This is a genomic window from Bosea sp. 29B (genome assembly GCF_902506165.1).
Classification (GTDB): Bacteria; Pseudomonadota; Alphaproteobacteria; order Rhizobiales; family Beijerinckiaceae; genus Allobosea.
Genome location: NZ_LR733817.1, coordinates 3,750,643 through 3,775,734, shown reverse-complemented (window position 1 = coordinate 3,775,734; position 25,092 = coordinate 3,750,643). Strand labels below are relative to the sequence as shown.

27 protein-coding genes are annotated in these 25,092 nt (G+C 67.0%); 16 read left to right on the top strand and 11 right to left on the bottom strand.

The window, feature by feature from the left end; translation table 11 throughout:
• Positions 1-55: 55 nt before the first annotated feature.
• Complete coding sequence (locus GV161_RS18285; RefSeq protein WP_152017032.1) at positions 56-625, top strand: hypothetical protein; 570 nt, start codon at positions 56-58, stop codon at positions 623-625.
• A gap of 87 nt (positions 626-712) precedes the next feature.
• Here GV161_RS18285 and GV161_RS18280 read toward each other — a convergent pair whose 3' ends face one another.
• The 3 genes from GV161_RS18280 to GV161_RS18270 form a co-directional block, all read right to left on the bottom strand.
• Positions 713-2,431 carry an AMP-binding protein gene (locus GV161_RS18280; RefSeq protein WP_152017031.1) on the bottom strand — a complete coding sequence of 573 codons (1,719 nt, stop codon included), beginning with the start codon at positions 2,429-2,431 and terminating at the stop codon, positions 713-715.
• 358 nt (positions 2,432-2,789) lie between these two features.
• Complete coding sequence (locus tag GV161_RS18275) at positions 2,790-4,868, bottom strand: elongation factor G (RefSeq protein WP_152017030.1); 2,079 nt, start codon at positions 4,866-4,868, stop codon at positions 2,790-2,792.
• A 215-nt stretch (positions 4,869-5,083) separates the two neighbouring features.
• Positions 5,084-5,428 carry a helix-turn-helix domain-containing protein gene (locus GV161_RS18270; RefSeq protein WP_152017029.1) on the bottom strand — a complete coding sequence of 115 codons (345 nt, stop codon included), beginning with the start codon at positions 5,426-5,428 and terminating at the stop codon, positions 5,084-5,086.
• A 90-nt stretch (positions 5,429-5,518) separates the two neighbouring features.
• Here GV161_RS18270 and GV161_RS18265 point away from each other — a divergent pair, with 90 nt between their 5' ends.
• Entirely contained in the window at positions 5,519-6,382 is an 864-nt protein-coding gene (locus GV161_RS18265) for an NmrA family NAD(P)-binding protein (RefSeq protein WP_159650290.1), read from the top strand.
• On the opposite strand, the gene GV161_RS18260 is transcribed toward GV161_RS18265, so the two are convergent.
• Together GV161_RS18260 and GV161_RS18255 are read right to left on the bottom strand one after the other, a co-directional pair.
• A complete protein-coding gene (locus GV161_RS18260) occupies positions 6,379-7,167 on the bottom strand; it encodes an SDR family oxidoreductase (RefSeq protein ID WP_152017027.1) in 789 nt (262 codons plus the stop codon). The two genes, GV161_RS18265 and GV161_RS18260, sit on opposite strands and share 4 nt — an antisense overlap.
• 65 nt (positions 7,168-7,232) lie before the next feature.
• Positions 7,233-7,976, bottom strand: a complete 744-nt coding sequence (locus GV161_RS18255; RefSeq protein ID WP_152017026.1) for a sulfite exporter TauE/SafE family protein — start codon at positions 7,974-7,976, stop codon at positions 7,233-7,235.
• Between the two features lie 173 nt (positions 7,977-8,149).
• Between GV161_RS18255 and rplS the strand changes: the two genes are divergently transcribed.
• The 4 genes from rplS (at position 8,150) to GV161_RS18235 (ending at position 11,858) form a co-directional block, all read left to right on the top strand.
• Entirely contained in the window at positions 8,150-8,542 is a 393-nt protein-coding gene (rplS, locus tag GV161_RS18250) for a 50S ribosomal protein L19 (RefSeq protein ID WP_110487983.1), read from the top strand.
• A gap of 177 nt (positions 8,543-8,719) precedes the next feature.
• Complete coding sequence (locus GV161_RS18245; protein ID WP_152017025.1) at positions 8,720-9,178, top strand: MarR family transcriptional regulator; 459 nt, start codon at positions 8,720-8,722, stop codon at positions 9,176-9,178.
• 62 nt (positions 9,179-9,240) lie between these two features.
• Positions 9,241-10,821, top strand: a complete 1,581-nt coding sequence (locus GV161_RS18240; RefSeq protein WP_152017024.1) for an MFS transporter — start codon at positions 9,241-9,243, stop codon at positions 10,819-10,821.
• Positions 10,818-11,858 (top strand): HlyD family secretion protein, encoded by a 1,041-nt coding sequence (locus tag GV161_RS18235; protein WP_152017023.1) that lies wholly within the window; start codon positions 10,818-10,820, stop codon positions 11,856-11,858. Before GV161_RS18240 ends, GV161_RS18235 begins: the two co-directional genes overlap by 4 nt.
• 17 nt (positions 11,859-11,875) lie before the next feature.
• On the opposite strand, the gene GV161_RS18230 is transcribed toward GV161_RS18235, so the two are convergent.
• Both GV161_RS18230 and GV161_RS18225 read right to left on the bottom strand, forming a co-directional pair.
• Positions 11,876-12,289, bottom strand: a complete 414-nt coding sequence (locus tag GV161_RS18230; protein WP_152017022.1) for a hypothetical protein — start codon at positions 12,287-12,289, stop codon at positions 11,876-11,878.
• Positions 12,290-12,344: 55 nt separating this feature from the next.
• Positions 12,345-13,547 (bottom strand): aminotransferase class V-fold PLP-dependent enzyme, encoded by a 1,203-nt coding sequence (locus GV161_RS18225; protein WP_152017021.1) that lies wholly within the window; start codon positions 13,545-13,547, stop codon positions 12,345-12,347.
• Positions 13,548-13,657: 110 nt separating this feature from the next.
• Here GV161_RS18225 and kynA point away from each other — a divergent pair, with 110 nt between their 5' ends.
• The gene (kynA, locus tag GV161_RS18220) at positions 13,658-14,506 is read left to right on the top strand and encodes a tryptophan 2,3-dioxygenase (protein WP_152017020.1); all 849 of its coding nucleotides are present in this window, start codon (positions 13,658-13,660) and stop codon (positions 14,504-14,506) included.
• A gap of 118 nt (positions 14,507-14,624) precedes the next feature.
• Here the strand turns inward: kynA and GV161_RS18215 are convergent, their stop codons facing one another.
• Complete coding sequence (locus GV161_RS18215; protein WP_152017019.1) at positions 14,625-15,023, bottom strand: hypothetical protein; 399 nt, start codon at positions 15,021-15,023, stop codon at positions 14,625-14,627.
• Between the two features lie 152 nt (positions 15,024-15,175).
• Here GV161_RS18215 and GV161_RS18210 point away from each other — a divergent pair, with 152 nt between their 5' ends.
• The 6 genes from GV161_RS18210 to leuD all read left to right on the top strand — a co-directional run bounded on the left by GV161_RS18210 (position 15,176) and on the right by leuD (position 18,882).
• Positions 15,176-15,352 (top strand): hypothetical protein, encoded by a 177-nt coding sequence (locus GV161_RS18210; protein ID WP_159650289.1) that lies wholly within the window; start codon positions 15,176-15,178, stop codon positions 15,350-15,352.
• A 90-nt stretch (positions 15,353-15,442) separates the two neighbouring features.
• Complete coding sequence (leuC, locus tag GV161_RS18205) at positions 15,443-16,861, top strand: 3-isopropylmalate dehydratase large subunit (protein WP_152017018.1); 1,419 nt, start codon at positions 15,443-15,445, stop codon at positions 16,859-16,861.
• A 26-nt stretch (positions 16,862-16,887) separates the two neighbouring features.
• Complete coding sequence (locus tag GV161_RS18200; protein ID WP_152017017.1) at positions 16,888-17,133, top strand: hypothetical protein; 246 nt, start codon at positions 16,888-16,890, stop codon at positions 17,131-17,133.
• Positions 17,133-17,591 (top strand): metallopeptidase family protein, encoded by a 459-nt coding sequence (locus GV161_RS18195; RefSeq protein ID WP_152017016.1) that lies wholly within the window; start codon positions 17,133-17,135, stop codon positions 17,589-17,591. Before GV161_RS18200 ends, GV161_RS18195 begins: the two co-directional genes overlap by 1 nt.
• A 5-nt stretch (positions 17,592-17,596) precedes the next feature.
• A complete protein-coding gene (locus GV161_RS18190; protein WP_152017015.1) occupies positions 17,597-18,229 on the top strand; it encodes a LysE family translocator in 633 nt (210 codons plus the stop codon).
• Between the two features lie 50 nt (positions 18,230-18,279).
• Positions 18,280-18,882 (top strand): 3-isopropylmalate dehydratase small subunit, encoded by a 603-nt coding sequence (gene leuD, locus GV161_RS18185; RefSeq protein WP_152017014.1) that lies wholly within the window; start codon positions 18,280-18,282, stop codon positions 18,880-18,882.
• Positions 18,883-19,091: 209 nt separating this feature from the next.
• Here the strand turns inward: leuD and GV161_RS18180 are convergent, their stop codons facing one another.
• The 3 genes from GV161_RS18180 to GV161_RS18170 all read right to left on the bottom strand — a co-directional run bounded on the left by GV161_RS18180 (position 19,092) and on the right by GV161_RS18170 (position 22,727).
• Positions 19,092-20,336 (bottom strand): DUF1501 domain-containing protein, encoded by a 1,245-nt coding sequence (locus GV161_RS18180; RefSeq protein ID WP_244624263.1) that lies wholly within the window; start codon positions 20,334-20,336, stop codon positions 19,092-19,094.
• 2 nt (positions 20,337-20,338) lie between these two features.
• Positions 20,339-21,769: a DUF1800 family protein gene (locus GV161_RS18175; RefSeq protein WP_348521257.1), complete on the bottom strand. Its 1,431-nt coding sequence runs from the start codon at positions 21,767-21,769 to the stop codon at positions 20,339-20,341.
• A gap of 169 nt (positions 21,770-21,938) precedes the next feature.
• Positions 21,939-22,727, bottom strand: coding sequence for a DUF4394 domain-containing protein (locus GV161_RS18170; protein ID WP_152017012.1), 789 nt, complete (start codon positions 22,725-22,727; stop codon positions 21,939-21,941).
• Between the two features lie 206 nt (positions 22,728-22,933).
• Between GV161_RS18170 and GV161_RS18165 the strand changes: the two genes are divergently transcribed.
• From GV161_RS18165 to GV161_RS18155, 3 genes are all read left to right on the top strand, one after another.
• Complete coding sequence (locus tag GV161_RS18165) at positions 22,934-23,497, top strand: sigma-70 family RNA polymerase sigma factor (RefSeq protein WP_152017011.1); 564 nt, start codon at positions 22,934-22,936, stop codon at positions 23,495-23,497.
• Positions 23,494-24,252 carry an anti-sigma factor gene (locus GV161_RS18160; protein ID WP_152017010.1) on the top strand — a complete coding sequence of 253 codons (759 nt, stop codon included), beginning with the start codon at positions 23,494-23,496 and terminating at the stop codon, positions 24,250-24,252. The genes GV161_RS18165 and GV161_RS18160 overlap by 4 nt, the downstream gene beginning before the upstream one ends.
• Positions 24,253-24,332: 80 nt before the next feature.
• Positions 24,333-25,082, top strand: a complete 750-nt coding sequence (locus GV161_RS18155) for an SDR family oxidoreductase (protein WP_152017009.1) — start codon at positions 24,333-24,335, stop codon at positions 25,080-25,082.
• Positions 25,083-25,092 lie beyond the last annotated feature (10 nt).

The following is a 25,092-nucleotide window of genomic DNA, read 5'->3' as shown; positions in this document are numbered from 1 at the left end:
CCATAGCCGGCAGCGTTTCATCCGTCTCGCTGCCGTCGCAATCCGGAACTAGCCCGTGACCATGACCAGATCGCTTCGACTGTCCGCCGCCCTCGCCGCCATCCTGTCCACCGGCGCCGCAGCCGCGCAATCCTATGGCGATTCTGCGAGCGGCCTCTCGGTTTCGCCGCCGGCCGGCTTCAAGGCCGAGGCCGGCCAGCCGCATCCGCTCTTCGACGTGACGATCGATATCAGCCCGAAGACCGGCACGCCGAAGGCGGTGAACAGCACCGGCCAGCTCTGCACGCTCGGCTTCAAGCCCGCGGCGCAGAACGCCCAGCTGACTCGCGAGCTCATCAACGCGCAGATGGCCAGGCCGGAGTGGCAGCAGCTCTATCGCACGATGTTCGAGACGATCGGCACCGTGTCCGACCTCAAGCTGTTCGAGCATCAGGGCTTCAACGGCATCGAGTTGATCGTGACGCCCAAGGCCGGACCGAACGCGCAGGATGTGCGCATGTTCGCCTCGGCCCTGGAGACGGCCAAAGGCCGGACCGCGCTGATCTGCGCAACCGACCAGACGGGGCTGGCCACCGCGCTGCCGCTGCTCAAGGCGCTGCGCGCCACGATCCACGCGCCGGAGTAAGAGCCTTTCGGCTTCCCGGAGCTCTCATCCTTCGAGACGGTCGCTTGCGCGGCCTCCTCAGGATGAGAGCTGTGGAACCGAAACCGCTCAGCCCTTCTGCGCGGCGATCTCCTCGCGCAACGCCCGGCGCAGCACCTTGCCGACATTGGTCTTGGGCAGCGTCTCGCGGAAGATAATCTGCTTGGGAACCTTGTAGCCGGTCAGGTTCTCCTTGCAGAAGGCACGCAGTTCCTCGGCGGTGACGGCCGCATCGCGCTTGACCACAAAGGCGGTCACCGCCTCGCCCGAATGCTCGTCCGGCAGACCGATGACGGCCGATTCGAGCACGCCGGGATGCTTGGCGAGCACGTCCTCGACCTCGTTCGGGTACACGTTGAAGCCGGAGACCAGGACCATGTCCTTCATCCGGTCGACGACCCTGATCTGCCCGTCCGGCAGGAAGACGCCGACGTCGCCGGAGCGGAAATAGCCGTCCGCCGTCATCACCTTGGCGGTCTCGTCCGGCCGGTTCCAGTAGCCGGCCATCACCTGCGGCCCGCGAATGCAGATCTCGCCGGCTTCTCCGGCGGGCACGTCGTTGCCCTCGGCGTCGCGGATGGCGAAGTCGGTCGAGGGCAGCGGGTAGCCGATCGTGCCGGTGAACTCGGTGATGTCGGTGCGGTTGACCGAGGCGACCGGCGAGGTCTCCGACAGGCCGTAGCCCTCGATGATCGGCCGGCCGGTGACCTCCTTCCAGCGCTTGGCCACGGCTGCCTGGGTCGCCATGCCGCCGGCGATGGCGAAGCTGAGCTCCGAGAAGTTCACGTCCTTGATCTCGGGATGGCTGGCGAGCGCATTGTAGAGCGTGTTGACGCCGGAAAAGAGCGTGAACCGGCTCGCCTTCAGGATCTTGATGAAGCCGGCGATGTCGCGCGGGTTGGCGATCAGCAGCCCCTTGGCGCCGATGCGCAGCATGAACATGCAGCAGCAGGTCAGGGCGAAGATGTGGTAGAGCGGCAGCGCCGTCACCATGACATGCTGATAGTCGCTGCGGCCATGCGGCGCCTCGAGCTGCCAGCCGAGCCAGAGCGCGCATTGCGCAACATTGGAGGCGACGTTGTGGTGCGTCAGCGTCGCGCCCTTGGAGACGCCGGTGGTGCCGCCGGTATACTGCAGAAAGGCGACATCCCCGGGCGCGACCGTGACCGGGCTCATCGTCCCCGGATGGGCGAAGATGGTCTTGAGCGGCACCGCGCCCGGCAGGTTGTAGGGCTTGACCACCTTCTTGATCTTGCGGGCGACGAAATTGACGATCGTCCCCTTGAACCCCATCAGGTCGCCAGCAGTGGCGATGAGGATCGCGTCGAGCTTGAGGTTGGGCCGCGCCTCCTCGACGACATGGGCGAAGTTCTCGATCACCACCAGCGCGCGCGCTTCGGCGTCGTTGACCTGATGCGCCAGCTCGCGGGCGGTGTAGAGCGGGTTGACGTTGACGACAGTGAAGCCGCCGATCAGCGCGCCGAAGATCGTCGCCGGATAGGCGAGGATGTTCGGCATCATCAGCGCGATGCGGTCGCCCTTCTTGAAGCCCTGCGCCTGCAGCCAGGCGGCGAAAGCGCGCGCGGCGCGCCCAACCTCGGCGAAGGTGATCGACTTGCCGAAGCTCTCGAAGGCCTGGCGATCGGCATAGGTATCGCACGCATTGCGGATCAGGTCGGCAAGCGTGCCGACCCCGGCTTCGTCGATCACCGGCGGCACGGCCGGCGGATAATGCGCCAGCCAGGGGCGCGCATCCGATGTCGCCTGAGCCGCGGAAAGAACCGTCATCCCCATCCTCCCCTGTGCGGTCCGCCCTGTTGCCGGGTCTGGATGCCGCGTGGCGGACGCCCGGCTGCCCGCCGGCCACGATCCGCACCTTCTGATTGTCCTGCGCTACACTGCGCAAGCCTAGCGGCGGGCGCAAGCACCCGCCGCTAGAAAGTTTACATATAAACCTTCTTACTGCAACTCGGTAAAGGCGGCGCTCGACGAGCCTGGAAGCCAAGCGCCACCGCGAGGCCGGGGCGGAACCCGGTCAGGCTTGAATGGCCCGGCCGGGGAATTGCCATCATCTTTTAGTTCGTAGACTTTAGTCTAAATCTCCCCGCTCCAGCCAATTTGCCGCACTGGCTGGCTGAAACGGGCTCTAGCGCGCCTGCGCCATAGCCTGCGCCGCGACCACGGCGTCAGCCGACTTGCCGGCGAGCTCGGCGAGATGGTCGAAGCGGGCGCTGAAGGAACCGACGCCAGCGGTCGCCGAGCGCAATTCGACGATCAGCCCCGCCATCTCCGCCTCCGGCATCAGCGCGTTGATCTGGTCCCAGCCGCGCCAGCCGGGCCTCGCATCATAGCCGAGGATTTGGCCGCGCCTGGCCGAGACGATCGCCGAGGCCCGCGACATCGCGTCCGAGGGGATCACGATCTCGACCGCCAGGATCGGCTCGAGCAGCACGGGCCTGGCCTGCGGGCAGGCTTCCGTCATCGCGAGCCGGGCCGCCTGGCGGAAGGCCATGTCGGAGGAATCGACCGTGTGGTAGGAGCCGTCGGTCAGCGTCACCTCGATATCGACCAGCGGGAAGCCGAGCGGGCCACGCTGGCAGTAATCGCGCATGCCGGCCTCGACCGAGGAGATGTACTGCTTCGGCACGACGCCGCCGGTGATCCGGTCGACGAAGCGGATGCCCTCGCCACGCGGCAGCGGCGCTATCTCCAGCACGACATCGCCGAACTGACCATGACCGCCGCTCTGCTTGCGATGCCGGCCACGGGCGCTGGCCTTGCCGCGCAGGGTCTCGCGATAGCCGATCTGCGTCGCGCCGCTGTCGACATTGACACCATAACGCCCGGCGAGCCGTTCGAGCGCGACGCGCAGGTGCATCTCGCCTTGGCCAGAGAGACGCATCTCGCTGAACTCCGGACGATGCTCGAGGGCGAGCGCCGGATCCTCCTCGATCAGCTTGGCGAGGCCGGTGGTGAGCCTGACATCGTCCTTGCGATCCTTGACGCCGACCGAGAGGGCATGGACCGGCTCGGGCGGCGCGACGGCGCTGACGACATCGGGCCGGACCTTGCCGACCGCGACCGCATCGCCGGTGCGCACGCCTTCCAGCCGCGCGAAGGCGACGGTCTCGCCTTCCTCCGCCGTCGGGCGGCGCTGCTGCTCGGCGCCCTTGAGTTCGAGCACGCTGGCGATGCGGGCCTCGACGCCGCCGGACGAGGTGATCACGTCGCCTTCGGCCATCCGGCCGCGCAGCACGCGTGCCAGCGAAAGCTTGCCGCCCTGGCCCGACTGCCAGGTCTTCATGACCAGCGCGAGTGGCGCGCCACTGTCGACCACGCCAATGCGGCCGCGCGTCACCTCCAGGGACGGCGCCTCGTGCCTCAGCGCCTTGAGCAGGCGGGTGACACCGTTTCCGCGCTCGGCCGCGCCGATCAGCACCGGCACGACATGGCGCTGCTTGAGCTCGCGAGCGAGGTCATCGAAGACGAGATCGCGCGGCGGCTCGATGTCGCCGAGCAGGCCTTCCATCAGCTCGTCGTCATAGTCCGCGAGCTTCTCCAGCATCGAGAAGCGTGCGTCGCGCTCGCGCTCGACCTCTTCGGGCGCCAACGGCACGACCTCGCTCGGCGCGTGCTCGCGATAGATGAAGGCCCGCTCCAGCGCGAGATCGATGAAGCCGACGGCGATGCTGCCCTGCCAGATCGGGATCTGCCGCAGCAGCAGCGGCGTGCGCGAGGCGCGCTGCAGCAATCCGAGCGTCTCGCGCACGCGCCGGGAGGCGGTGTCGATCTTGTTGAGAAAGAGGAAGCGCGGAATGTCGGCCTCTTCGAGCTCGCGCAGCACGAGCTCCAGCGCCGGCGCCTTGCGGTCATCGGCCTCGCAGACGACCACTGCGGCGTCGACCGCCGGCAGAACGTGGCGCATCTCCTGGAGGAATTCGACGGAGCCGGGGCAGTCGATGAAGGTGTAGCGCTCGCCCATGAAGTCGACGCTGGCGACATTGGGCTCGGTGCTCATCTGGTGAGAGCGCGCCTCGGGTGAGGCATCGCCGACGCTGTTCCTGGTCTTGACCGAGCCGGCGCGCGAAACGGCGCCGCAACGCTCCAATATGCTCTCGAACAGGCTGGTCTTGCCACTCTGGAAGGGACCGACGATCGCGATGCATCGCGGCCCCCTGCCTCTGACGCCGGACGGGTTTCCTCCAGTGCTGGCAGTCGCAGCCATGTCGTCCTCCTTCGGTTCTGGCCACGCACGGACGATGGCCTTGAAGGCTTCTCGTCCGGGGCGGCGATTGACCGGCGGGAACGGGAATGGAGCGCCCACGCCGGAAAGGCGGCGGTCGCACAGGCCCGACAGGGTCGGGCGGCCGTCGAAGAGGGATGTCGGAGGGCAGGTTCGCGCCGTTCCGGGGGCGGCGCAAGCGGAATATTGCCGCTGGCTCAGGCCGGCTCCGAGCGGCGCGCGCCATGCGCCTGCCCCCACAGCGTCATCGCCTCGAAGATCGGCGCCAGCGCCCAGCCCTGGGCGGTCAGCGCATATTCGACCTTGGGCGGCACCGTCTCCTGCACGCTGCGCGAGATGATGCCGTCCTCCTCCAGCGCCCGCAGCTGCAGGGTCATCATCCGCTGCGTCACATGCGGCAGCAGCCGGCGCAGCGCGTTGAAGCGGTGTGGTCCCCGCGTCAGCTGAAACAGGATCAGCGCCTTCCACTTGCCACCGATCACGTCGATCGTCGCCTCCACAGGGCACCAGACATAGGGGATGTCCTTGAGCGAAGGGCGCATCGGCTGCTCCAGTTCGGTATAAAAATTGTGCGTACTTACGTCTTCGATACTGCCCTGCTACCTCGTCTCCATCAACCGATGGAGGACATGATGTTTGCGATCTTGGGAGCGACAGGACAGACGGGCGGCGCGGCGTTGGCAGCTGCCCTTGCAGCAGGACAGACGGTCAAGGCGATCGTCCGCGAGCCGAGCCGCGCCACCGCGCTGGCCGACAAAGGGGCCGCTGTGGTCAAGGCCGATCTCGACGACGTCGAAGCGCTGACGGCCGCCCTTGCCGGCACTGAGGCTGCCTACGTCCTCAATCCGGTCCCACACGCCGCCGAGGACGTTTTCGCTGCGGCAGCAAGGAACGGCGCCGCGATCGCCGAAGCGATCCGCCGCGCCGGGGTGCCGCATGTGGTGGCGTTGTCGTCGAGCGGCGCCCACCGCACGGAAGGCACCGGCATCGTCAGGGCACTGCACGATTTCGAGCAGGCCCTGCGCGGCTCAGCGCCGTCGCTGACCTTCATCCGCGCGACCGAGTTCATGGAGAACTGGGGCAGCGTCCTTGGTGTCGCGGCCGAGCACGGCATCCTGCCGAGCATGCGCCAGCCGCTCGACTCTGCCGGCGAGACGGTCTCCGCGATCGATGTCGGTCGGCAGGCGGCCGTCGAGCTCAGCCGCCCGCATGCCGGCGAGCGCATCGTCAACCTGAAGGGGCCGGCTGAGTATTCGCCGGAGGACGCTGCGCGAGCGCTTGGCGAACTGCTCGGCAAGCCCGTTGCGGCGGTGCCGACGCCGCGCGAGGAGTGGGAACCCGGGCTCGTCGCCGCCGGGCTGAGCGCGAGCCATGCGCGCGAGCTCGCCGGGCTTTATGACGCCATGAACGCCGGCCGCGCCGCCTTCGAGGACATCGGCGAGACGCGCCGCGGCGACGTCACACTGAAACAGGCGCTGGCCGGGCTGCTGGGCTAGCGGTTGCGCCGCTGACCACGCAGCGTCGGCAGGCCGATGCCGACCGCGTCGAAGCCGCCATCGACTGCGAGCACCTGGCCGGTGATGTAGCTCGCCCTGTCGCTGCACAGGAAGAAGATCGCCTCGGCGAGTTCTTCTTCCGCGCCATAGCGAGCGAGCGGGATGGCATCGTGATAGTCGGCGCGGATCTCGGGCGAATGCACGGCCTTGGCCATGGCGGTCTCGACCGGGCCGGGGGCTACGGCATTGACGCGGATGCCGAGGCCGGCGAGCTCGGCCGCCTGCTGCTTGGTGAGATGGGCGAGTGCCGCCTTGCTGGTTCCGTAGGCGACGCGCAGCGTTGAGGCGCGCAAACCCGAGATCGAGGTGATGTTGACGATGGCGCCGCCGCCATTGTCCGCCATCACCGGTGCGGCCGCCTGCGTCGTCAGGAAGGGGCCGTCGAGATTGACTGCGAGGACGCGCTGCCATTCGGCATAGGTCGTCTCGAGCAGCGGCTTGAACACGGCGGTGCCGGCATTATTGACGAGGGCATCGAGCCGGCCGAAGCGCTCGACCACCGCATCGACAGCCTCCGCGACCTGCCCTGGCACCGAAACGTCGCAGCCGATCGACATCGTCGCGGTCGGCGCGTCGAGATCGGCCATAGCTTTCGCGAGTTCCGGCTCGTCGATGTCGAGCAAGGCGACGCGCCAGTTGTCGGCGAGGAAGCGCTTGGCCGTCGCGAGCCCGATCCCGCGCGCAGCCCCGGTGATGAGGGCGGTCTTGATCGAACTCTCGGACATGATGCTGCTCCGCAATCTCAATGCTGGTATCCTGCATACAGCCCGGCGCGCCCCGCCGGAAGCGTTCAGCGAAACGCCGCCAGCAGCAGGAACAGGCCGGAGAGCAGCATCATCCCGTCGAGCAGGAGCTGGAAGCTGCGCTCGTCCATGCGCCGCACCAGCGCCTTGCCGATGAAGGCGCCGAGCATCAGCAAGGAGCCGACGATGACCCCCTTGGCGAAGATCGCAAGCGGCATCGCGCCGAAGCTGCGGAAGGTCCCGACCTTGGTCAGATAGATGAAGAGCGAGGTGGCGGCCTCCGTCGAGAGCAGTGCGCCCTTGCTCAGGCCATAGGCGGCGAAGGCGGGAACGCTGAGCGGCCCGGTCGAGAGCACGAGGCCGGTCAGGAAGCCGATCGCCGCCCCGGCCAAAGCGAGCTGCCAGAGGCCAAGCCTGATCTGGCGCGCCGCGAGCCAGCGCCGGCCGGGAATCATCAGCAGGAAGAACAGGCCGAGGCCAATATCGATCGCCGCGGCCGGCAATTGCAGCAGCGTGCGTGCGCCGAGCATCGCCGCCGGGATGCCGGGCAATGCATAGGCGAGGAAAGCGCGCCAATCGACCTCGCGCCACCAGGCCGCAAGCCGCGCCAGATTCGCCATCACTGCGGCCACCGCCATGATCGGCACCGCCTGCTTCGGCCCGAACGACCAGACCAGCACCGGCAGCAGCATGATCGAGGAACCGGTCCCGACCACGCCGCCGACGGTGCCGGCGATCAGCCCGACCGCCAGGGTGAACAGCGAGGCATAGGACAGAATCTCGGCCGGCATGCTGAATCTCGTGGCCTTCCCGGCGACATTGCGCAAGATGAGCGGGAACTGGCCCGGTGCGACCGTTGCAGCGTCTCGACAAAGCCGCCGCCCTGCTGTAAGGTCACGCCCTCAACTTAAAACAGCGAGCCGAAAGCCCGCGCATCCGCGCGAACACGGCCATGGAGAGACCCATGAACATCATCGAGCAGATCGACCAGGAACAGATCGCCAAGCTCGCCGACGGCAAGGAAATCCCGCATTTCCAGCCCGGCGACACCGTGCAGGTCAACGTCAAGGTCAAGGAAGGCGAGCGCAGCCGCGTTCAGGCCTATGAGGGCGTCTGCATCGCCCGCAATGGCGGCGGGCTGAACCAGAGCTTCACCGTCCGCAAGATTTCCTATGGCGAGGGCGTCGAGCGCGTCTTCCCGCTGTATTCGCCGAACCTCGACTCGATCAAGGTCGTCCGCAAGGGCAAGGTTCGCCGCGCCAAGCTGTATTACCTGCGCGATCGCCGCGGCAAGTCGGCCCGTATCGCCGAGCGCGTCGATGCCAAGCCGGCCAAGGGCGAGAGCAAGGGCAAGTAAGCCGCTCTTCCTTTTTGAGGTTTCAGGAACGCGGCCTTCGGGCCGCGTTTTTTGTTGCCTGCGCCAACGCAAGCCGCCGCACGCCTCATTCCAAAAACGCATATCGAAAGCAAAAATCAGAATTTGCAATGCATCATTAGCATTGCTATGTCAGCATATCATTAGCAAGCTATTCATATGGACGCGATGAACTCTCCGGAGCTTCAGGCCGCCTTCACGGCCGAGCTGGCATCGGCCAACCGCAAGCTCAGGGCCCTGGTCGACGAGCGCGCCCGCGACATGGGGCTGACGCTGTCGCGAGCCCGCCTTTTGATGCAGCTCGCCAAGGCCGATGGGCCGATCCAGTCCGATCTCGCCGGACTGCTCGACATCGAACAGCCGACTTTGGTGCGCCTGCTCGATGGCCTCGAGCGCACCGGCATGATCGAGCGCCGCGCCGTCAAAGGCGACCGGCGCGCCCGGCGGGTCTTCCTGACCGAGGCTGCGCGCGCCCAGGCCGAGGATATCCTTGCCTTCCTGACCGATTTGCGAGCCGATGTGCTCGACGGGATCGACAGAGAGGAGCTGGAAATCGCCCTGCGTGTCCTCTCCCGAATGTCGCGGAACATCGTCGCCAATCGCGGGGCGGCAGGATGAACGCGCCCTCCTCTCCCGCTCCGCAAGCTGCATCACCACCGCCGCCTCCTGCGGCGGCGAGCATGAGCCGGCCGCGGGCGTTGGCCTACATGCTGGCAGCGACCATGCTGGCGATGACGCAGCAGGTCGGCGCCAATCTCGTCACGACCAATGTCTACCAGATCCAGGGCGAGCTCGGCGCTACCGTGGCCGAGACCAACTGGCTGATCGCCGCCTATATGGCGCCGAACGTCTCGCTCTCGATCGCGCTGATCAAGATCCGGATGCAGTACGGCCTGCGCAATTTCGCCGAGATCAGCATCGTCGGCTTCGTCATCGCCGCCCTGCTGAACTTCTTCGTGCACGACCTGCAATCGGCGCTGGTCGTGCGCTTCATGAGCGGCATCGCGGCCGCGCCGCTGTCCTCGCTCGCCTTCCTCTACATGATCGAGCCGCTGCAGCCGCGCCAGAAGCTGACGGTCGGCCTGTCGCTGGCGCTGACCAACACCACGCTCGGCATCCCGGTCACGCGGCTGATCTCGCCGAGCCTGCTCGAGATCGGCGGCTTCCATGGCCTGACCCTGTTCGAGATGGGGCTGGCGCTGGTCGCCTTCGGCCTGGTCTACGCCCTGCCGCTAGTGACGCCGCCGCGGGTCAAGGTGATCGGCCCGCTCGACGGGGTGAGCTATCTCCTGATCGCGCTCGGCTTCGGCGCCATCGCCGTCGCGCTCTCGCTCGGGCGGATCTACTGGTGGCTGGAGGCGCCCTGGCTCGGCTGGCTCTTCGCCGGTGCCATCCTCTGCCTGACGCTGGCGGCGCTCATCGAGCTGCATCGCCAGAGCCCGCTCATCGACATACGTTGGCTGACCAGCCCGGCAACGCTGCATTACGCCACCGTGCTGCTGCTCTTTCGCGTCGTGCTGGCCGAGCAGACGGTCGGCGCCTCCAATTTCTTCCAGGCTCTTGGCTTCCAGAACGAGCAGACCATGCCGCTCTATGGCGTGATCCTGGCGGCAATCCTGGCAGGCGGCTTCACCTGTGCCGCGCTGCTGCGGCCCGGCCGGGAAAATGCCTTCTACGCGGCGGCGCTGATCTGCATCATGGCTGGCGCGATCCTCGACAGCAGCGCCACCAACCTGACCCGGCCGGATGACATCCATCTCAGCCAGGCGCTGGTGGCCTATGGCTCGGCCCTGTTCCTGCCGGCTGCGATGGGACAGGGCCTCGCCCCGGCGCTGGCGCGGGGACCGGTCTACATCCTCAGCTTCTTCGTGATCTTCCTGTTCACCCAGAGCATCGGTGGCCTGCTCGGCTCGGCGCTGTTCGGCAGCTTCATCACGCTCAGGACCAGCTTCCACTACAGCCAGCTCGCCGAGCATTTCTCGCTGGCGAACCCGCTCGTCGCCGAGCGTATTCAGCAGCTCGGCGGCGCCTATGGCCACGTCCTGACCGATCTCGGGTTGACGCGGGCCGAAGGCATCACCCTGCTCGCCCAGCAGGCGACCCGGGAAGCAACCGTGCTCGCCTATAACGACGCCTTCCTGCTGATCGCCCTGATCGCCGGCAGCGCGCTGATCGGCCTCCTCACCCATCTTGCCGTCCTGCGTCTGCGGGAACGCTTCGCCGCTCCTGCCGCCACCCCTGCCCCTGTGCCCCAGCCATGACCCGCATCTTCCGCTCCGTCTCGACCTATATCGCCCTCGCCATCGGCCTCGCCGGCATCGGCATCATCCTCTACGCATGGCGGCTGCCGCCCTTCGCCAGCGCGATCGAGACCACCGAGAACGCCTATGTGCGCGGCCAGGTCACCGTGATCGCGCCGCAGCTGGCCGGCTACATCGCCGAGGTCGCCGTGCAGGATTTCGCCACGGTCAAGCAGGGCCAGCTTCTCGTCCGCATCGACGAGCGCATCTTCCAGCAGCGGCTGGAGCAGGCCCGGGCCAGCCTCGCCGCGCAGCACGCCGCGCTCGCCAATTCCGAGCAGGCCCGCCACGCCGCCGAGGCACGCCAGCGCGCCAGCGAGGCCAATGTCGCCAGCGCCGAGGCCGCGCTTCGCACAGCGGAAGCCAATTGGGGCCGCATCGAGCCGCTACGGGAGCGCGGCATCGTCAGCCAGACCAACACCGATCAGAGCCAGCAGGCATTCGACCAAGCTAAAGCCGCCCTGACGGCGAGCCACGCCGCGGTCGATGTCTCCCGTCAGGACGTGCAGAGCGCCATCGTCAACAAGGCATCGCTGGAAGCCGCGGTGCAGGGCGGCGAGGCGGCTGTCCACCTCGCCGAGATCGACCTGCAGAACACCCGCATCACCGCGCCGCAAGACGGGCGCCTCGGCGAAGTCTCGGCCCGGCTCGGGCAATATGTCTCGGCCGGCACGCAATTGATGGCGCTGGTGCCGAGCCAGGTCTGGGTGATCGCCAACTTCAAGGAGACGCAGCTTTCCGGCATGCGCATCGGCCAGAAGGTCTCCTTCACCGTCGACGCGCTGCGCCATGCCCGGCTGACCGGCACGATCGAGCGCTTCTCGCCGGCGGCCGGGTCGGAATTCAGCGTGATCCGGCCGGAGAACGCCACCGGCAACTTCGTCAAGATCGCCCAGCGCGTGCCGGTGCGCATCGCGATCGATCCCAGCCAGGGCCTGGCCGAACGGCTCTCGCCCGGCATGTCGGTGGTGGTCAGCGTCGATACCGCGCAGCGCTGACGCGCCGCATGACCTGATCAATCGGCGATATCGACGTCGGTGAGCAGGAATCCGGTCGGCGTCTTGGTGAAGGTGAAGATGCTCCCGCCACAGGCGACGGCATAGATCTCGTTCCTGGCGCCGTCGCGGTCGTAGACCGGCTTGGTACGCTGCAGGCAAGCGCGGTTCTTTGCGCCGAAATCGCGCGGCCAGGCCTTGGCACGGAACTGCGCGGCATCGGCAATGGTGGCATCGGCCATATAGGGCAGCCGCGTCATGCCGGCGACGGCTGCTGCATCATTGGCCTTCAGCGCCGCGCGGAACTTTCCGATGAAGCCGTCGAACTCCTTCTGCACGGCCGGGGAAGCCGTGGCTGGCTTGGGAGCCTGAGCGAAGGCGGGAGCGAGAGAGGCGAGAGCAGCGGCTATCACCAGGGCCGGCAGAGTCTTCATGCGTCAGCTCCGTCCGATCGATCAGCGCAGGATGCAGGCTGATCGGGGGAGGAGTCTACCGCAACGTCAGCAGCCGCTCCAGCAGCAGCTTCACGTCGCCTTCCGTCTGGTAGAGCCCGAAGCCGACGCGCAGGCGGTCGCCGCGCAGGTCGACGGTGATGCCGGCCTGCTTCAGCTTCTCGTGCCAGAGAGCTGCGTCGGCGTGGCGGAAGGTCAGGAAATTGCCGCGTGCCGGCTCGGAGAGCGGCACGACCAGGTTCTCCAGAGCGAGCACGCCGCAGGGCCGCTGCGCCAGCCCCTCGGCGAAGATCTCCTGAAGGCCATGGGCGTGGGCATGGATCGCTGCAGCGTCGAGGCCCTTGGCATCGAGCCAGTCGAATATCGCGCCCATGCGATAGAGGCCGGATGGGTCGAAGGTCGCGCCCATGAAGCGCCAGCCGTTCTCGGCATAGCCAACCGAGCCTTGCGCACCCTCGAGCGCGCCGAATGAGGCGTACCAGCCGGTGTCGCGCGGCCGCAGGGCGAAGCCGGGCGGGCAATGCATGAAGCAGGCGCCCTCGCCCGACATCGCGTATTTGTAGCCGCCGGCGATGTAGAAGGCCTTGTCGGCGATGGCCGAGAGATCCGTCGGCCGGGCCAGGAAGCCGTGATAGCCGTCGATGACGACGAGCCGGCCGGGGGCGCTGACGCCATCGACCAGTTTTTCGAGATCGGTCAGCGCGTAGCCGGAATTAAAGTGGACCTGGCTGACGAAGACCATGTCGGGACCCGGACCCTGCTGCGCCGCCGCAGTCAGCCTCTCCGCCAGGCCGGCGAAGGGCTCGGCTGGCACGATGGTGAGCTCGATCAGGCCATCCTCGGCGAGCCGCTCGATCTGGCGCCGGAATGAGTGGAACTCGGCATCGCTGGTCAGGATGCGCGGCTTGCGCTCGCGCGGCAGGCAGGAGAGCAACCGGTTGACGAATTCATGGGTGTTGTTGGCCGGGACGAGCCCATCGATGCCGGGCAAATTGAGATGTTTCGCCACGCCCTGCGCGAGCTTTTGCCAGACCGGGCCGAGCACCTCCTGCCATTTGCCGTCGACGAGGCGGGCGGCATCGTCCCAGGCGCGCAAATGTGCCTCGCGGGTCGCATCCGGCCAGAAATGATGGCTGTGGGCGGCAAAATGCAGGCTGGAAGGCCAGTTCCGCCGGAAGCGCGAGAACTCGGTGGAGAGATCGAAAGGCGGAAACCCGAGCCCTGCGGAAGCATTCGTCATCTGGTCCATCATCATGCTCCGCCGCCTTGCCGAACCGGCAAAATACTTTAAGCTTAAAATATCTTGCGCCTCTCCCCAGTCAAGGCGCGAGGCGAAGCGAGGACGGCATCATGACCAGCGGGACGGGCGATCACCAGAGCCGGATCGAGCCGGGCATGCAGACCGATTTCAAGGAGCGGATGGATTATGGCTCCTATCTCGGCCTCGACCTGCTGCTCGCGGCGCAAAAGCCGCTGAGCGACGCGCCCGACGAGCTCCTGTTCATCACCATCCATCAGGTCCAGGAACTCTGGCTGAAGCTCGCCGCGCACGAGCTCGATGGCGCCATCGCCGCGATCCGGGCCGACGAATTGCAGCCGGCCTTCAAGTCGCTGGCGCGGGTCTCGCGCATCCAGGCGCAATTGATCAGCGCCTGGGACGTGCTATCGACCATGACACCGGCCGATTACCTCGCTTTCCGCGACGCGCTCGGCCAATCCTCCGGCTTCCAATCCCATCAGTACCGCGCCTTCGAGTTCCGTCTCGGCGCCAAGGATCCGCGCATGCTGGCGATGCACAAGCATCATCCCGAGCATCACGACCATCTGAAGGAGTTGCTGGAGGCGCCGAGCCTGTATGACGAGGCGCTGCGGCTGCTGGCCCGCCGCGGCCTGCCCGTCCCGGCCGAGTGCATCGAGCGCGACTGGAGCCAACCGCATGTCGCGAATGAGGGCGTGAAGGCTGTCTGGCTCGCGATCTATCGCGATACGCACACCTACTTCGATCTCTACGAGTTCGCCGAGGAGCTGGTCGATGTCGAGGACCAGTTCCAGCAATGGCGCTTTCGCCACATGAAGACGGTCGAGCGCATCATCGGCTTCAAGCAGGGCACCGGCGGCTCCAGCGGCGTGAAATTTCTGCGGACGGCGCTGGAGCGCTCGTTCTTCCCGGAGCTCTGGCAGCTGCGGAGTGAGCTTTAAGGCGAAGGCGCCCCACTACGTCATGCTCGCCCTTGTGGCGAGCATCCACGTCTTGAACACCGCCCTCGTCACAAGAAGACGTGGATGGTCGGGACAAGCCCGACCATGACGGTAACGGTTACTCGTTGTTGCCGAAGGTCATATCCCGCCGCGCCGTCAGGATGCTGATCGAATAGCCGGCGATCACGTCGACCAGCGCTATCAGCGTGATGATCACGAAGGTGCCGGTGCCGAAGCCGGGCACGAACAGGAAGATCAGCCCGCAGGCGATGAACACCACCATGGACAGGCCATGGTTCAGGATCGAGCTCGATTTGGCGCTGGTCGCATTCATGATCTCGAAGAACAGCACGACCGTCGAGATCGCGAGCAGAAGCTCGCTGACAGTGAGGACGAAGGCCGTGCCGGACGGCAGGCCGATATTCAGAAGCTCGCGCGAGAGCGGCACGCCCAACGCCGCGACGGTGACGCCATAGGCGATGACCGCCAGCAGCATGAAGGGAAAGAAGCGCGCCATCGCATCACCGTTCCGTTTGCCGGCGCAACCTGCTCTTTCGCGGCGCACCGGGAGCCGCTAGATAACAGCCCTGCACTGAACGCGCTACGCGGCTGCCGCTGCGACAGGCGCACCGCGTTGCCGGTGCAGTTTGGAACTGGTAGAAGCACGTCATGACGGTGAAACGGCAGAACAGGGGCGAAGTCCGGCGCGTGATGCGCCGCACGCTGAACCTGCGCCGTTTTCCGACCACCCAGGGCTTCGCCGCGCTGCATGACCATGCCCGCCTGCCCTGGCGCTTCTTCGGCCGCTTCACGGCCTCGCTCGCAGCTGGCCTTACGCTCGCCTGAGACCGGCCGTCCGGCCGGCGACAGGCTTTTGCGATGCGTGTTGGCCCCTCAGGGCCGCTACCCGATTTCCATACCGAAGGCGATGAAGCCATGACTGCGACCAAGGCCCCCACCACCCTCTACGACAAGATCTTCGAGGACCATGTCGTCGACCGCCAGGACGACGGCACCTGCCTGCTCTATATCGACCGGCATCTCGTGCATGAGGTCACCAGCCCGCAGGCCTTCGAGGGCCTGCGCATGACCGGCCGCAAGGTCCATGCCCCCGGCAAGACGCTCGCCGTCGTCGACCACAACATCCCGACAACCGACCGCAGCAAGGGCATCGCCGAGGAAGAGAGCCGGATCCAGGTCGAGGCGCTGGCCAAGAACGCGAAAGAATTCGGCGTCGAGTATTTCAACGAGCTCGATATCCGCCAGGGCATCGTCCACATCGTCGGCCCCGAGCAGGGCTTCACCCTGCCCGGCACGACCATCGTCTGCGGCGACAGCCACACCTCGACGCATGGCGCTTTCGGCGCGCTGGCCCATGGCATCGGCACCTCGGAGGTCGAGCATGTGCTCGCCACCCAGACGCTGATCCAGAAGAAGGCCAAGAACATGCTGGTCCAGGTCGACGGCAAGCCCGCTCCGGGCGTCGGCGCCAAGGACATCACGCTCGCCATCATCGGCGAGATCGGCACCGCCGGCGGCACCGGCTCGGTGATCGAGTATGCCGGCGAAGCCATTCGCGGCCTCTCGATGGAAGGCCGCATGACCGTCTGCAACATGTCGATCGAGGGCGGCGCCCGTGCCGGCATGGTCGCGCCGGACGAGAAGGCCTACGCCTATCTCAAGGGCCGCCCGAAGGCGCCCCAGGGCGCCGCCTGGGACGAGGCCGTGCGCTACTGGGAAACGCTGCGGACCGACGAAGGCGCGCATTTCGACCGCATCGTCCGGCTCGATGCCGCCAACCTGCCGCCGATCGTCTCCTGGGGCACCAGCCCCGAGGACGTGATCTCGGTGACCGGCGCCGTGCCCGATCCCGAGCAGATCGAGGACGAGGTCAAGCGCGCCTCGAAGAAGCGGGCGCTCGACTATATGGGCCTGACCGCCGGCACCAAGATGACGGAGATCCCGCTCGACGTGATCTGGATCGGCTCCTGCACCAATGGCCGTATCGAGGATCTGCGCACGGTCGCCAAGATCGTCGAGGGCAAGAAGATCCATGAGAGCCTGGACTACGCCATGATCGTGCCGGGCTCCGGCCTGGTGAAGCAGCAGGCGGAGGCCGAGGGGCTCGACAAGATCTTTATCGCCGCCGGCTTCGAATGGCGCGAGCCGGGCTGCTCGATGTGCCTCGGCATGAATCCCGACCAGCTCAAGCCGGGTCAGCGCGCCGCCTCGACCTCGAACCGCAATTTCGAGGGCCGTCAGGGCTATCGCGGCCGCACTCACCTGGTCTCGCCGGCCATGGCGGCGGCGGCGTCCCTGATCGGCCACTTCGTCGACGTGCGGACGCTGGGCTGAAGCGGGTCGTTTCGCGGGAGGACGTCATGAGCACCGATCCCCGCGAAGCCGCTCGCGCCAAGGAGGCCAAGGAAGCGCTCGATCGCGTCAGGCGCGACGATGAGAGCTTCCTCGGCTCCTCCATGGGGCGCGCGGCCGACCACTTCTCCGGCAAGGACGCGCCGGAAGGCGACAGAATAGAGCTCTGGGGCCGCAGAATCGGCCGCGGGCTCTCGCTGATCGCCTTCATCGGCCTGTCCTGGTGGCTCGGGCATCAACTGAAGATCTGGTGATGGGCTCAGTTCCGTCGATCAAGGCAGCCGCTTCGGGCGAGGCCTCGCAGAGCCTCGACTGGGACGGCGTGCGTGCGCCCTCTGGCGCCGAGTTCGAGATCCTGGCGCAGGCGGCCTATGACCGTCTGCCCGAGGATTTCCGCAAGCTCTGCGCCGACCTCGTCATCAACGTCACCGAGTTCCCCGAGGACGACGTGCTGAAGGAGCTCGAGGCCGAGAGCCCCTTCGATCTGCTCGGCCTGTTCTCGGGCGTAGGCCTGCCGCAACAGGGCTATGCGCCACGGACCGGACAGATGCCCAACACCATCCACCTCTACCGCCGGCCGATCCTCGATTACTGGGCCGAGCATGACGAAACGCTGGGCGCCATCGTCACCCATGTGCTCGTCCACGAGATCGGCCACCATTTCGGCTTCGATGACGACGACATGGACGCGATCGAAAAGGCGGCGGGATAAAAGACATGCTGGACGAACTGATCCGCCACCTGCCTGACCTGACCCTGGTCTTCTCGGCCTTCTTCATCGCCGTCGCCAGCCCTGGACCGAGCAATCTCCAGGTGATGGCGACCTCGATGGAGCATGGTCGGAAAGCCGGGATGACGCTGGCGCTCGGCGTCACCACGGGATCGCTGACCTGGGGCATCCTTGCCGCAGTCGGCGTCACCGCGCTGATCGTCGCCCATCCCGGTGCGCTCTACGCCATCAAGATCGTCGGCGGGCTCTATCTGCTGTTCCTGGCCTGGCGCTCGGCCCGCTCGGCCATGCAGGCGGAGATGCCGCCACCGAAAGCCAGTGGTTCGGGCCGCCGCCTCTATCTGCGCGGCTACCTGATGCACCTCACCAACCCGAAGGCGATCCTGAGCTGGACGGCGATCATCGCGCTCGGGCTCAGGCCCGAGACGCCGGCGGTGGTGCTCTACGCCATCATCCTCGGCTGCCTGACGATCTCGCTCGCGATCAACCAGACCTATGCCTACCTGTTCTCGACCGCCTCGATGGTGGCGGGCTACCGCAGAATCCGCCGCCGGGCGGAAGCCTGCCTCGCCGCCTTCTTCACCTTCGCCAGCTTCAAGCTCCTGACGGCGCAGCTCTGACTTAGCTGTCGCCCCAACCTGACCAGACAAGACCTGCCGGAGTACCCGCCATGCAGCCCTTCACCACCCTGACCTCGACCCCCGCCCCGCTGAAGGTGATCAATGTCGACACCGACATGATCATCCCCAAGCAGTACCTGAAGACGATCAAGCGCACCGGGCTGGGCACCGCGCTGTTCTCGGAGATGCGCTACAAGGAAGACGGCTCGGAGAACCCCGACTTCGTCCTCAACCAGAGCGCCTATCGCAAGTCGGAGATCCTGGTCGCCGGCGACAATTTCGGTTGCGGCTCATCGCGCGAGCATGCGCCCTGGGCCTTGCTCGATTTCGGCATCCGCTGCGTGATCTCCACCAGCTTCGCCGACATCTTCTACAATAACTGCTTCAAGAACGGCATCCTGCCGATCGTGGTCAGCCAAGAAGACCTGGAAAAGCTGTTCGACGACGCCGATCGCGGCTCGAATGCAACCCTGACGGTCGACCTCGTCGGCCAGACGATCAAGGGCCCCGATGGTGGCGAAGTCCGCTTCGAGATCGACCCGTTCCGCAAGCACTGCCTGCTCAACGGCCTCGACGACATCGGCCTCACCATGGAGAAGTCGAGCAAGATCGACGCCTTCGAGGAGAAGCTGGCGAAGCGCGCCTGGGCTTGAACCCTTTTCTCCCCTTGGGGAAGAAGGTCGCTCGGCGAAGCCAAGACGGATGAGGAAAGGGCCGCGCAAGCGGCCCTTTTTTGTCTCACCCGGTCGGGCCGCCCTCATCCCCTGCCGGGACCTTCTCCCCAGTGCATGTCGGATGTTTCCGACATGCACCACCTAAAGTGCCGATCTCGGGCAAGCCCGAGATCGGTGGGAGAAGGAGGCTAGACGATCAGCCCCTGCATCGGCGCCAAGCCACTGGTCCCGGGGAATACCTTCTCGGCGAGCACCGGCCCTGACAGCCCGAACAGGTCGGCGACCACGCCCTTCGCAACTGCACGAACATCGGTGGTCGGCTTGAGATCGCGCTGCTCGTGCAATTGCTCCGGCTTGAGACCCGGCCAATCGACGATCATTCGCTTGCCCTTGACCGCACCGCCGACCAGGAAAGCGACCGTGCCGGTGCCGTGATCGGTGCCGACCGTGCCGTTGACGCGGGCAGTGCGGCCAAACTCGGTGACGACCATCACCACCGTATCCTTCCAGACGGGTTTCAGCCCGCTCTCGAAGGTGGCGAGCGCGCCGTCCAGGCCACCGAGCAGCGTCGCGAGCCGGCCCTTGGCCCCGCCCTCGTTGGCATGCGTGTCCCAGCCCTCGAATGCGAGCGCGGCGATGCGCGGGCCATCCTCGGCGCCGACCAGCCTCGCCGCGCCCTCAGCGATGCGCTTCATGCCCTCGGCGCTGTCCGGGCCGCCGCCGCCGCGCGGCTGCTCGGCACCCTGCTTCGATGCGATCAGCTCGGTCTCGATCGCCCGCTTCAGCACCAGCGCCAGGGCCGGATCGCGCTCGCCATAGAGATCGCCGAGGCGCTGGACGAGATCCGAGCCGGCCCGCGCCATGCGTGGTGGCGCCCAACCCAGCACCGGCGCCGCGCCCCGCACCACCAGAGGCGGGACCACGCCGACGCCGAGCGCACCATGGCGCGAAACCGCTTCGCCCGGCGGCAGACTGGCGATCAAACGGTTGAGCCAGCCACTATCGGTCTTGCCCGGACCGCCCTGCCCGCTTTCGAGCACGTCCTGCCCATCGAAATGCGAGCGCTCGCGGTAGCCGGTGGCGCTGGCATGGACGATCGATGCCTGCCCGCCGGCGTAAAGCCGCGCCAGGTTGGGCATCGCCGGGTGCAGGTAGAAGAAGCCGTCGAGCGGCAGCGCCGCCTCCGGCCCGTCCTTGGCCAGCGCGATGCCGTCACGCAGATCGGCATAACCGGGATCGCCGAGCGGCGGCACGGCCGAGAGCCCGTCGAGCGCGCCGCGGAGCACGACCAGCAGGAAGCGGGAATCGCGCGAGCCGGCCGCCGCATGGGCGAATTTCGGCATATAGGACCAGGCGAAGAGCGCACTCGCCGCTCCGAGCACGGCCCGGCGCGAAGGCGTCATCCGTTCGCAATCATCGTCGTCGGCGGCCATGCTCACCTCCGCTGGAATTCGGGCGACATCAGCAGCAGCGCGAGCGCCTGCGGCTTGCTCTCAGCCCGCGCCACCGCCTGCTGTGTCTGCGGAGAGGCAAGCGGCCCGAGCACCTCCTCGACCAGCTTGCGCGGATCGGCGACGGAGCCCGCCGCCTGCCGGCCGAGCTGTGCGGCGACGTCGATGCGGGTCTTGATTCCCTCGGGCGTCGCCCAGGCGGCATTCGTATCGGGATAGCCGTCCGGGCCGGAGGGCTGCCAGAGCGGCTGCCCCATCGCGCCGAGCGGCCCGGCGATCTGGCCGAAATCCGGCTTGCGGCCGAGCGCCCGGAACGCGGCGATGAGGAATTCCTGCGGAGTCCGCAGCTTGGTCGCGGGCGCGGTCGCAGCAATCTCCGACGTCACCAGCGTTCGTGATAAAGCGGCGAGGTCGCCACTCGTGTCGCGGAAGACACGGGCGAGCTCGGCGACCAGCGCCTGCGGTGGATCATCGGCGACGAAATGACGGGCGAGCTTGCGGGCGATGAAACTGGCCGTGCTCGGATGGCGGGCGAGATCGGCGAGCGCCGCCATGCCCTTCTCCTTGCCCTCCTGCCGATAGACCTTGCCGAGCAATTTCTGGCCACCGGGATCGTGCAAGCCGGGATTGAAGGCGAAGGAACCGGGAAAGCCGAGGCGGGCATCGCGCCCGACGATGGTCCAGCCGGTGATGATCCGTGCCAGGCTGGTTACATCTGCTTGCGTGTAGCCGCCGGAGACGCCGAGCGTATGCAGCTCCATGATCTCGCGAGCGAGGTTCTCGTTGAGACCACGGCCGCGGCGCTTGCCGGCGCGCGAATCCGGGCCGATCGAGAGCTGGTTGTCGAGGAAATTGAGCATCGCCGGATGGCTCTCGACCGCGACCAGCAGATCTTCGAAGCGGCCGAAGATGTTGGGGCGGATCGCCTCGCGCTCGAAGGCGCCAGCCATGGCGCGGACGAAATTGCCCTTGGCGACCGAGACGCAGAAATGGTTCGACCAGAACTGCACCAGCCGCTCGGCGAAACCCGCTTCGGCATCGAGTGCACCCTGGATGCGCGCGACCGCTTCCTCGCGATAGACCTTCGCCGGAAAAGGCGGCTCCGGCGGCGGCGGCTTCGCCATAGGGCCTTGCAGTTGGCCGGGCATGGGCGACGCGGCCGCGACCTGCACGCCCTGTCCCATGGCTTGCTGTCCGCCCTGCTGGGCGGCGACGCGCTTTGCCTCGCGCGCAGCGCGCTCCTTGTCCTCGAAGGCGTAGAGCGCCCGGCCGATCGGCGCTGCGCCGGAAAAGCTGACGCGCGGCTGCGGCGCGCCTTCGCTGCGAATCTCCGCGAGCAGGCGCTCGCGGACGTCTCCCGACATTCCGCCCTGCCCCGGCTTCGAACCGAGGCCGAAGCGTTGCAAGGCCAGCATCCTCAAGCGTGGGTCTGACCAATCCGCCATGCCCTCGCCTCCGCCATCTGCGTCGCTGACCACAGATATCACTGCAACTATGGCGAAAGCCCGGCCGTCTCCGCAACGGAAAAAGGCCGCCGCTCCCTAGGGAACGGCGGCCTCCTTTAGATCGGAGGATGCGTTCAGGTCACATCGCAGGCATCGCAGCGATATCGCGCACCGCCGCGCTGATCCCCGCGATCTTGCCGACCATTGCAGCCTTGCCCGTGGCGAGATCGACCTTGTAGAGGCCGCCATCGGCGACGAGCCAGCCGGTGTTGGTGCCGTCGGCGGCCGTCTCGATGTCGAAGGCGATCGCCTTCGGGGTAACGCCGAGCTTGCCGATCGCACCGAGCACGCCGTCATTCGGCGGCGCCTGCTTCAGGAGCCCGCCGATCTTGCCGTCGATGTCGTAGAGCGCCGTTTCCTTGGTGCCCTTGACCGAATTGCTGTAGGCGCCGGCGACGACCATCGGCGTCTCGCCCTTGTGCATGTCGGTCTCGGCGAATTTCAGCTTGCCGTCGACGGTGGTCTTGCCGTCGTCGACATTGACGCGAAGGTTGGTGCCGTCGGTGCCGATGACGCGCAGACGATCGGCGGCCGGGTTGAAGTCGACCGTCGCCATGGTGCTGGCAGGAAGCACCGTGTCCATCTTCGACTTCATCGTCGCCTTGCCAGCCTTGTCGACCGTGTAAATCGTGCCGTCGGTGGCGAGCGCATAGAGCATGCCGTCGGCCGGGCGGACATCGATGCCGGCGATCTTGCCGTTGATGCCGCTGACCTTCATCGACTTGCCGGCCTTCTGGGTCGCGGTATCGACCATGGTCAGCGTGTCGTCGCCGGTCAGCACAGCGAGCGTGCCGGCCTGGGCTGCAGTCGCAGCAAAAGCTGCTCCGAGAATGGTCGAAGCGAGAAGCAGGTTGCGAGCCTTGGTCATGTGATGTCCTCCGGTTCGTGTCGCGATCTCAAAAAAAGGGTCGGCCTGCGCTTGCTTTGACGCGGCACCCATGGCGGATAGCGGCCGGATCGCGGACCAGATGCGAACGAAAAAATAAAAGCTGAGATGGCATCCAAAGCCGCAGCTATCGCGTATCAATGGGCTCGCCGCACCCGAGAGAGGACGGCCGGAGACCGGGGAGACGGATGGCGACTGACGCTACGCAGCCGCGACAGGCCGGCGAGATCGAAGCCGCGCTGCTCGCCTGCGCCGCCGGCGATAAAACTGCACTCCGCCGCATCTACGAGGCCGAGTCGCCGCGTATGCTCGGTGTGGCGCATCGTTTGCTGAAGCGCCGCGCCCTGGCGGAGGAAGCGGTGCAGGACGCCTTCGTATTGATCTTCAGGCATGCCGGCCGCTTCGACCCCGAGCGTGGCGCCGGCCTGACATGGATCTACGCGATCCTGCGCAACCGTTCGCTCTCGATCCTGCGCGACGAGAAGCGCACCGAGACGAGCGACACCCCGATCGCCGAGGAAACGGCGAGCGAGGAGGACGATCCCGAGACCGTGATGGCGAAGCTGTCGGATGCCAGTGCGCTGCGAGCCTGCCTGGAAACGCTCTCGCCGCAGCGTCGCGGCCTCGTGCTGCTCGCCTTCGTGCAGGGCCTCACCCATGGCGAGATCGCCGGCCGCCTCAAGCTGCCGCTCGGCACCGTCAAGTCGTGGATCCGCCGCTCGCTGCTCTCGCTTAAGGAGTGCCTCGGATGAGCCCCTCCCGCGACGACCATCTCAGCCCGCCTGAACGCGACGCGCTTGCGGGCGAATACGTGCTCGGTCTGCTCGATGGAGCCGAGTTCGCGGCGGCTGAGCGCCGACTGGATACGGATCGCGATTTCGCCGCCTCGGTCGAGCGCTGGCGCCTGCACTTCTTCGCGCTCGATGCGACTGTCACGCCGCTCGCACCATCCGTTGATCTCTGGCCCCGGATAGAGGCCGGACTGGCGGAGCTGCTCAAGCCGGCAGCCTCCTTCCCGGCCGCGACGTCGCGCGCAACGATGGCGGGGCCCAGCCGCTTCGCCGAATGGTGGAACAGCCTGTTCGTCTGGCGCGGCGCCGCTTTCGCTGGTGCGCTCGCGACGGTGGTGCTGGCCGTCGGCCTGTTCGGCGCACTCGATCGCGCCAAACGTCAGCCGCTGATGGTCGCGGTGCTGCTGACCGAGGGCAATGCCGCCGCCGCAGTCGTGCATACATTTGCCGACGGGCGCGTCGAGATGCTGCCTTTGCAGAGCATCGATGTGCCGGCCGGCAAGGCACTCGAGATCTGGACGTTGTGGGACCGCGCCGTCGGCCCGCGCTCGGTCGGCCTGATCGACCGCGCCCGCTCGACGCCGCTGCGGCTCGACAACCTGCCTCTGGGCAATGGCCAGCTCTTCGAGATCACGCTGGAGCCGGCAAGCGGCTCCCCGACCGGGCGCCCGACCGGCCCGATCATCGCCAAGGGCACGACCTCGCAGCGGCTGTGATGGACCGGGCCAGTGCTGACGCGATAGGACGCCGCCGACCGACAAGCTCGGCGAACCTGCAAGGCTGACGGCGATAGGCGATGACTGATCTGAACGGACGAACGGCTCTGGTCACCGGCGCCGGCAAAGGCCTTGGCCTTGCGATCGCCAAAGGGCTCGCCGCGCGCGGCGCCCATGTGGTGATCCACGGCCGCAGCCAGGCCGCGCTCGACAGCGCTGCTGGAGAGCTGGCCGCCGAAGGCCTCGCGGTCTCGACCTTCGCCGCCGACCTCGCCGACGAGGAGGCGACCGCGCAGGCGCTCGATGCGCTGCTCGCGCGTCATCCCCGCATCGACATCCTCGTCAATAATGCCGGCCTGCGCGACCGCAGGCCGCTGGATGCGCTCGACCGTGCCGCCTTCCGCGCGCTGCTGGAAGTCAATCTCGTCGCGCCGTTCGACCTGGTGCGGCGGCTCGCCCCGCACATCCCGGATGGCGGGCGCATCGTCAACATCACCTCGATCGCCGGCTCGATCGCGCGGGCTGGCGATCCCGGCTACATCGCGACCAAGGGCGGGCTGGAGGCGCTGACCCGTGCGCTTGCGGCCGAACTCGGCCACCGGGGCATCACGGTCAATGCCGTCGCGCCCGGCTTCTTCGCGACCGAGGCCAATTCCGGCCTCGTCGCCGATCCCGGCATCGCCGGCATGCTGGCGCAGCGGACCTCGATCGGGCGCTGGGGCGTTCCCAACGAGCTGGTCGGCGCCATCGCCTTCCTGTGCTCGCCCGAAGCGGCCTATGTCACCGGCGTGACCCTACCGGTCGACGGCGGCTATCTCGCGCATTTCTGAGCGATATCGC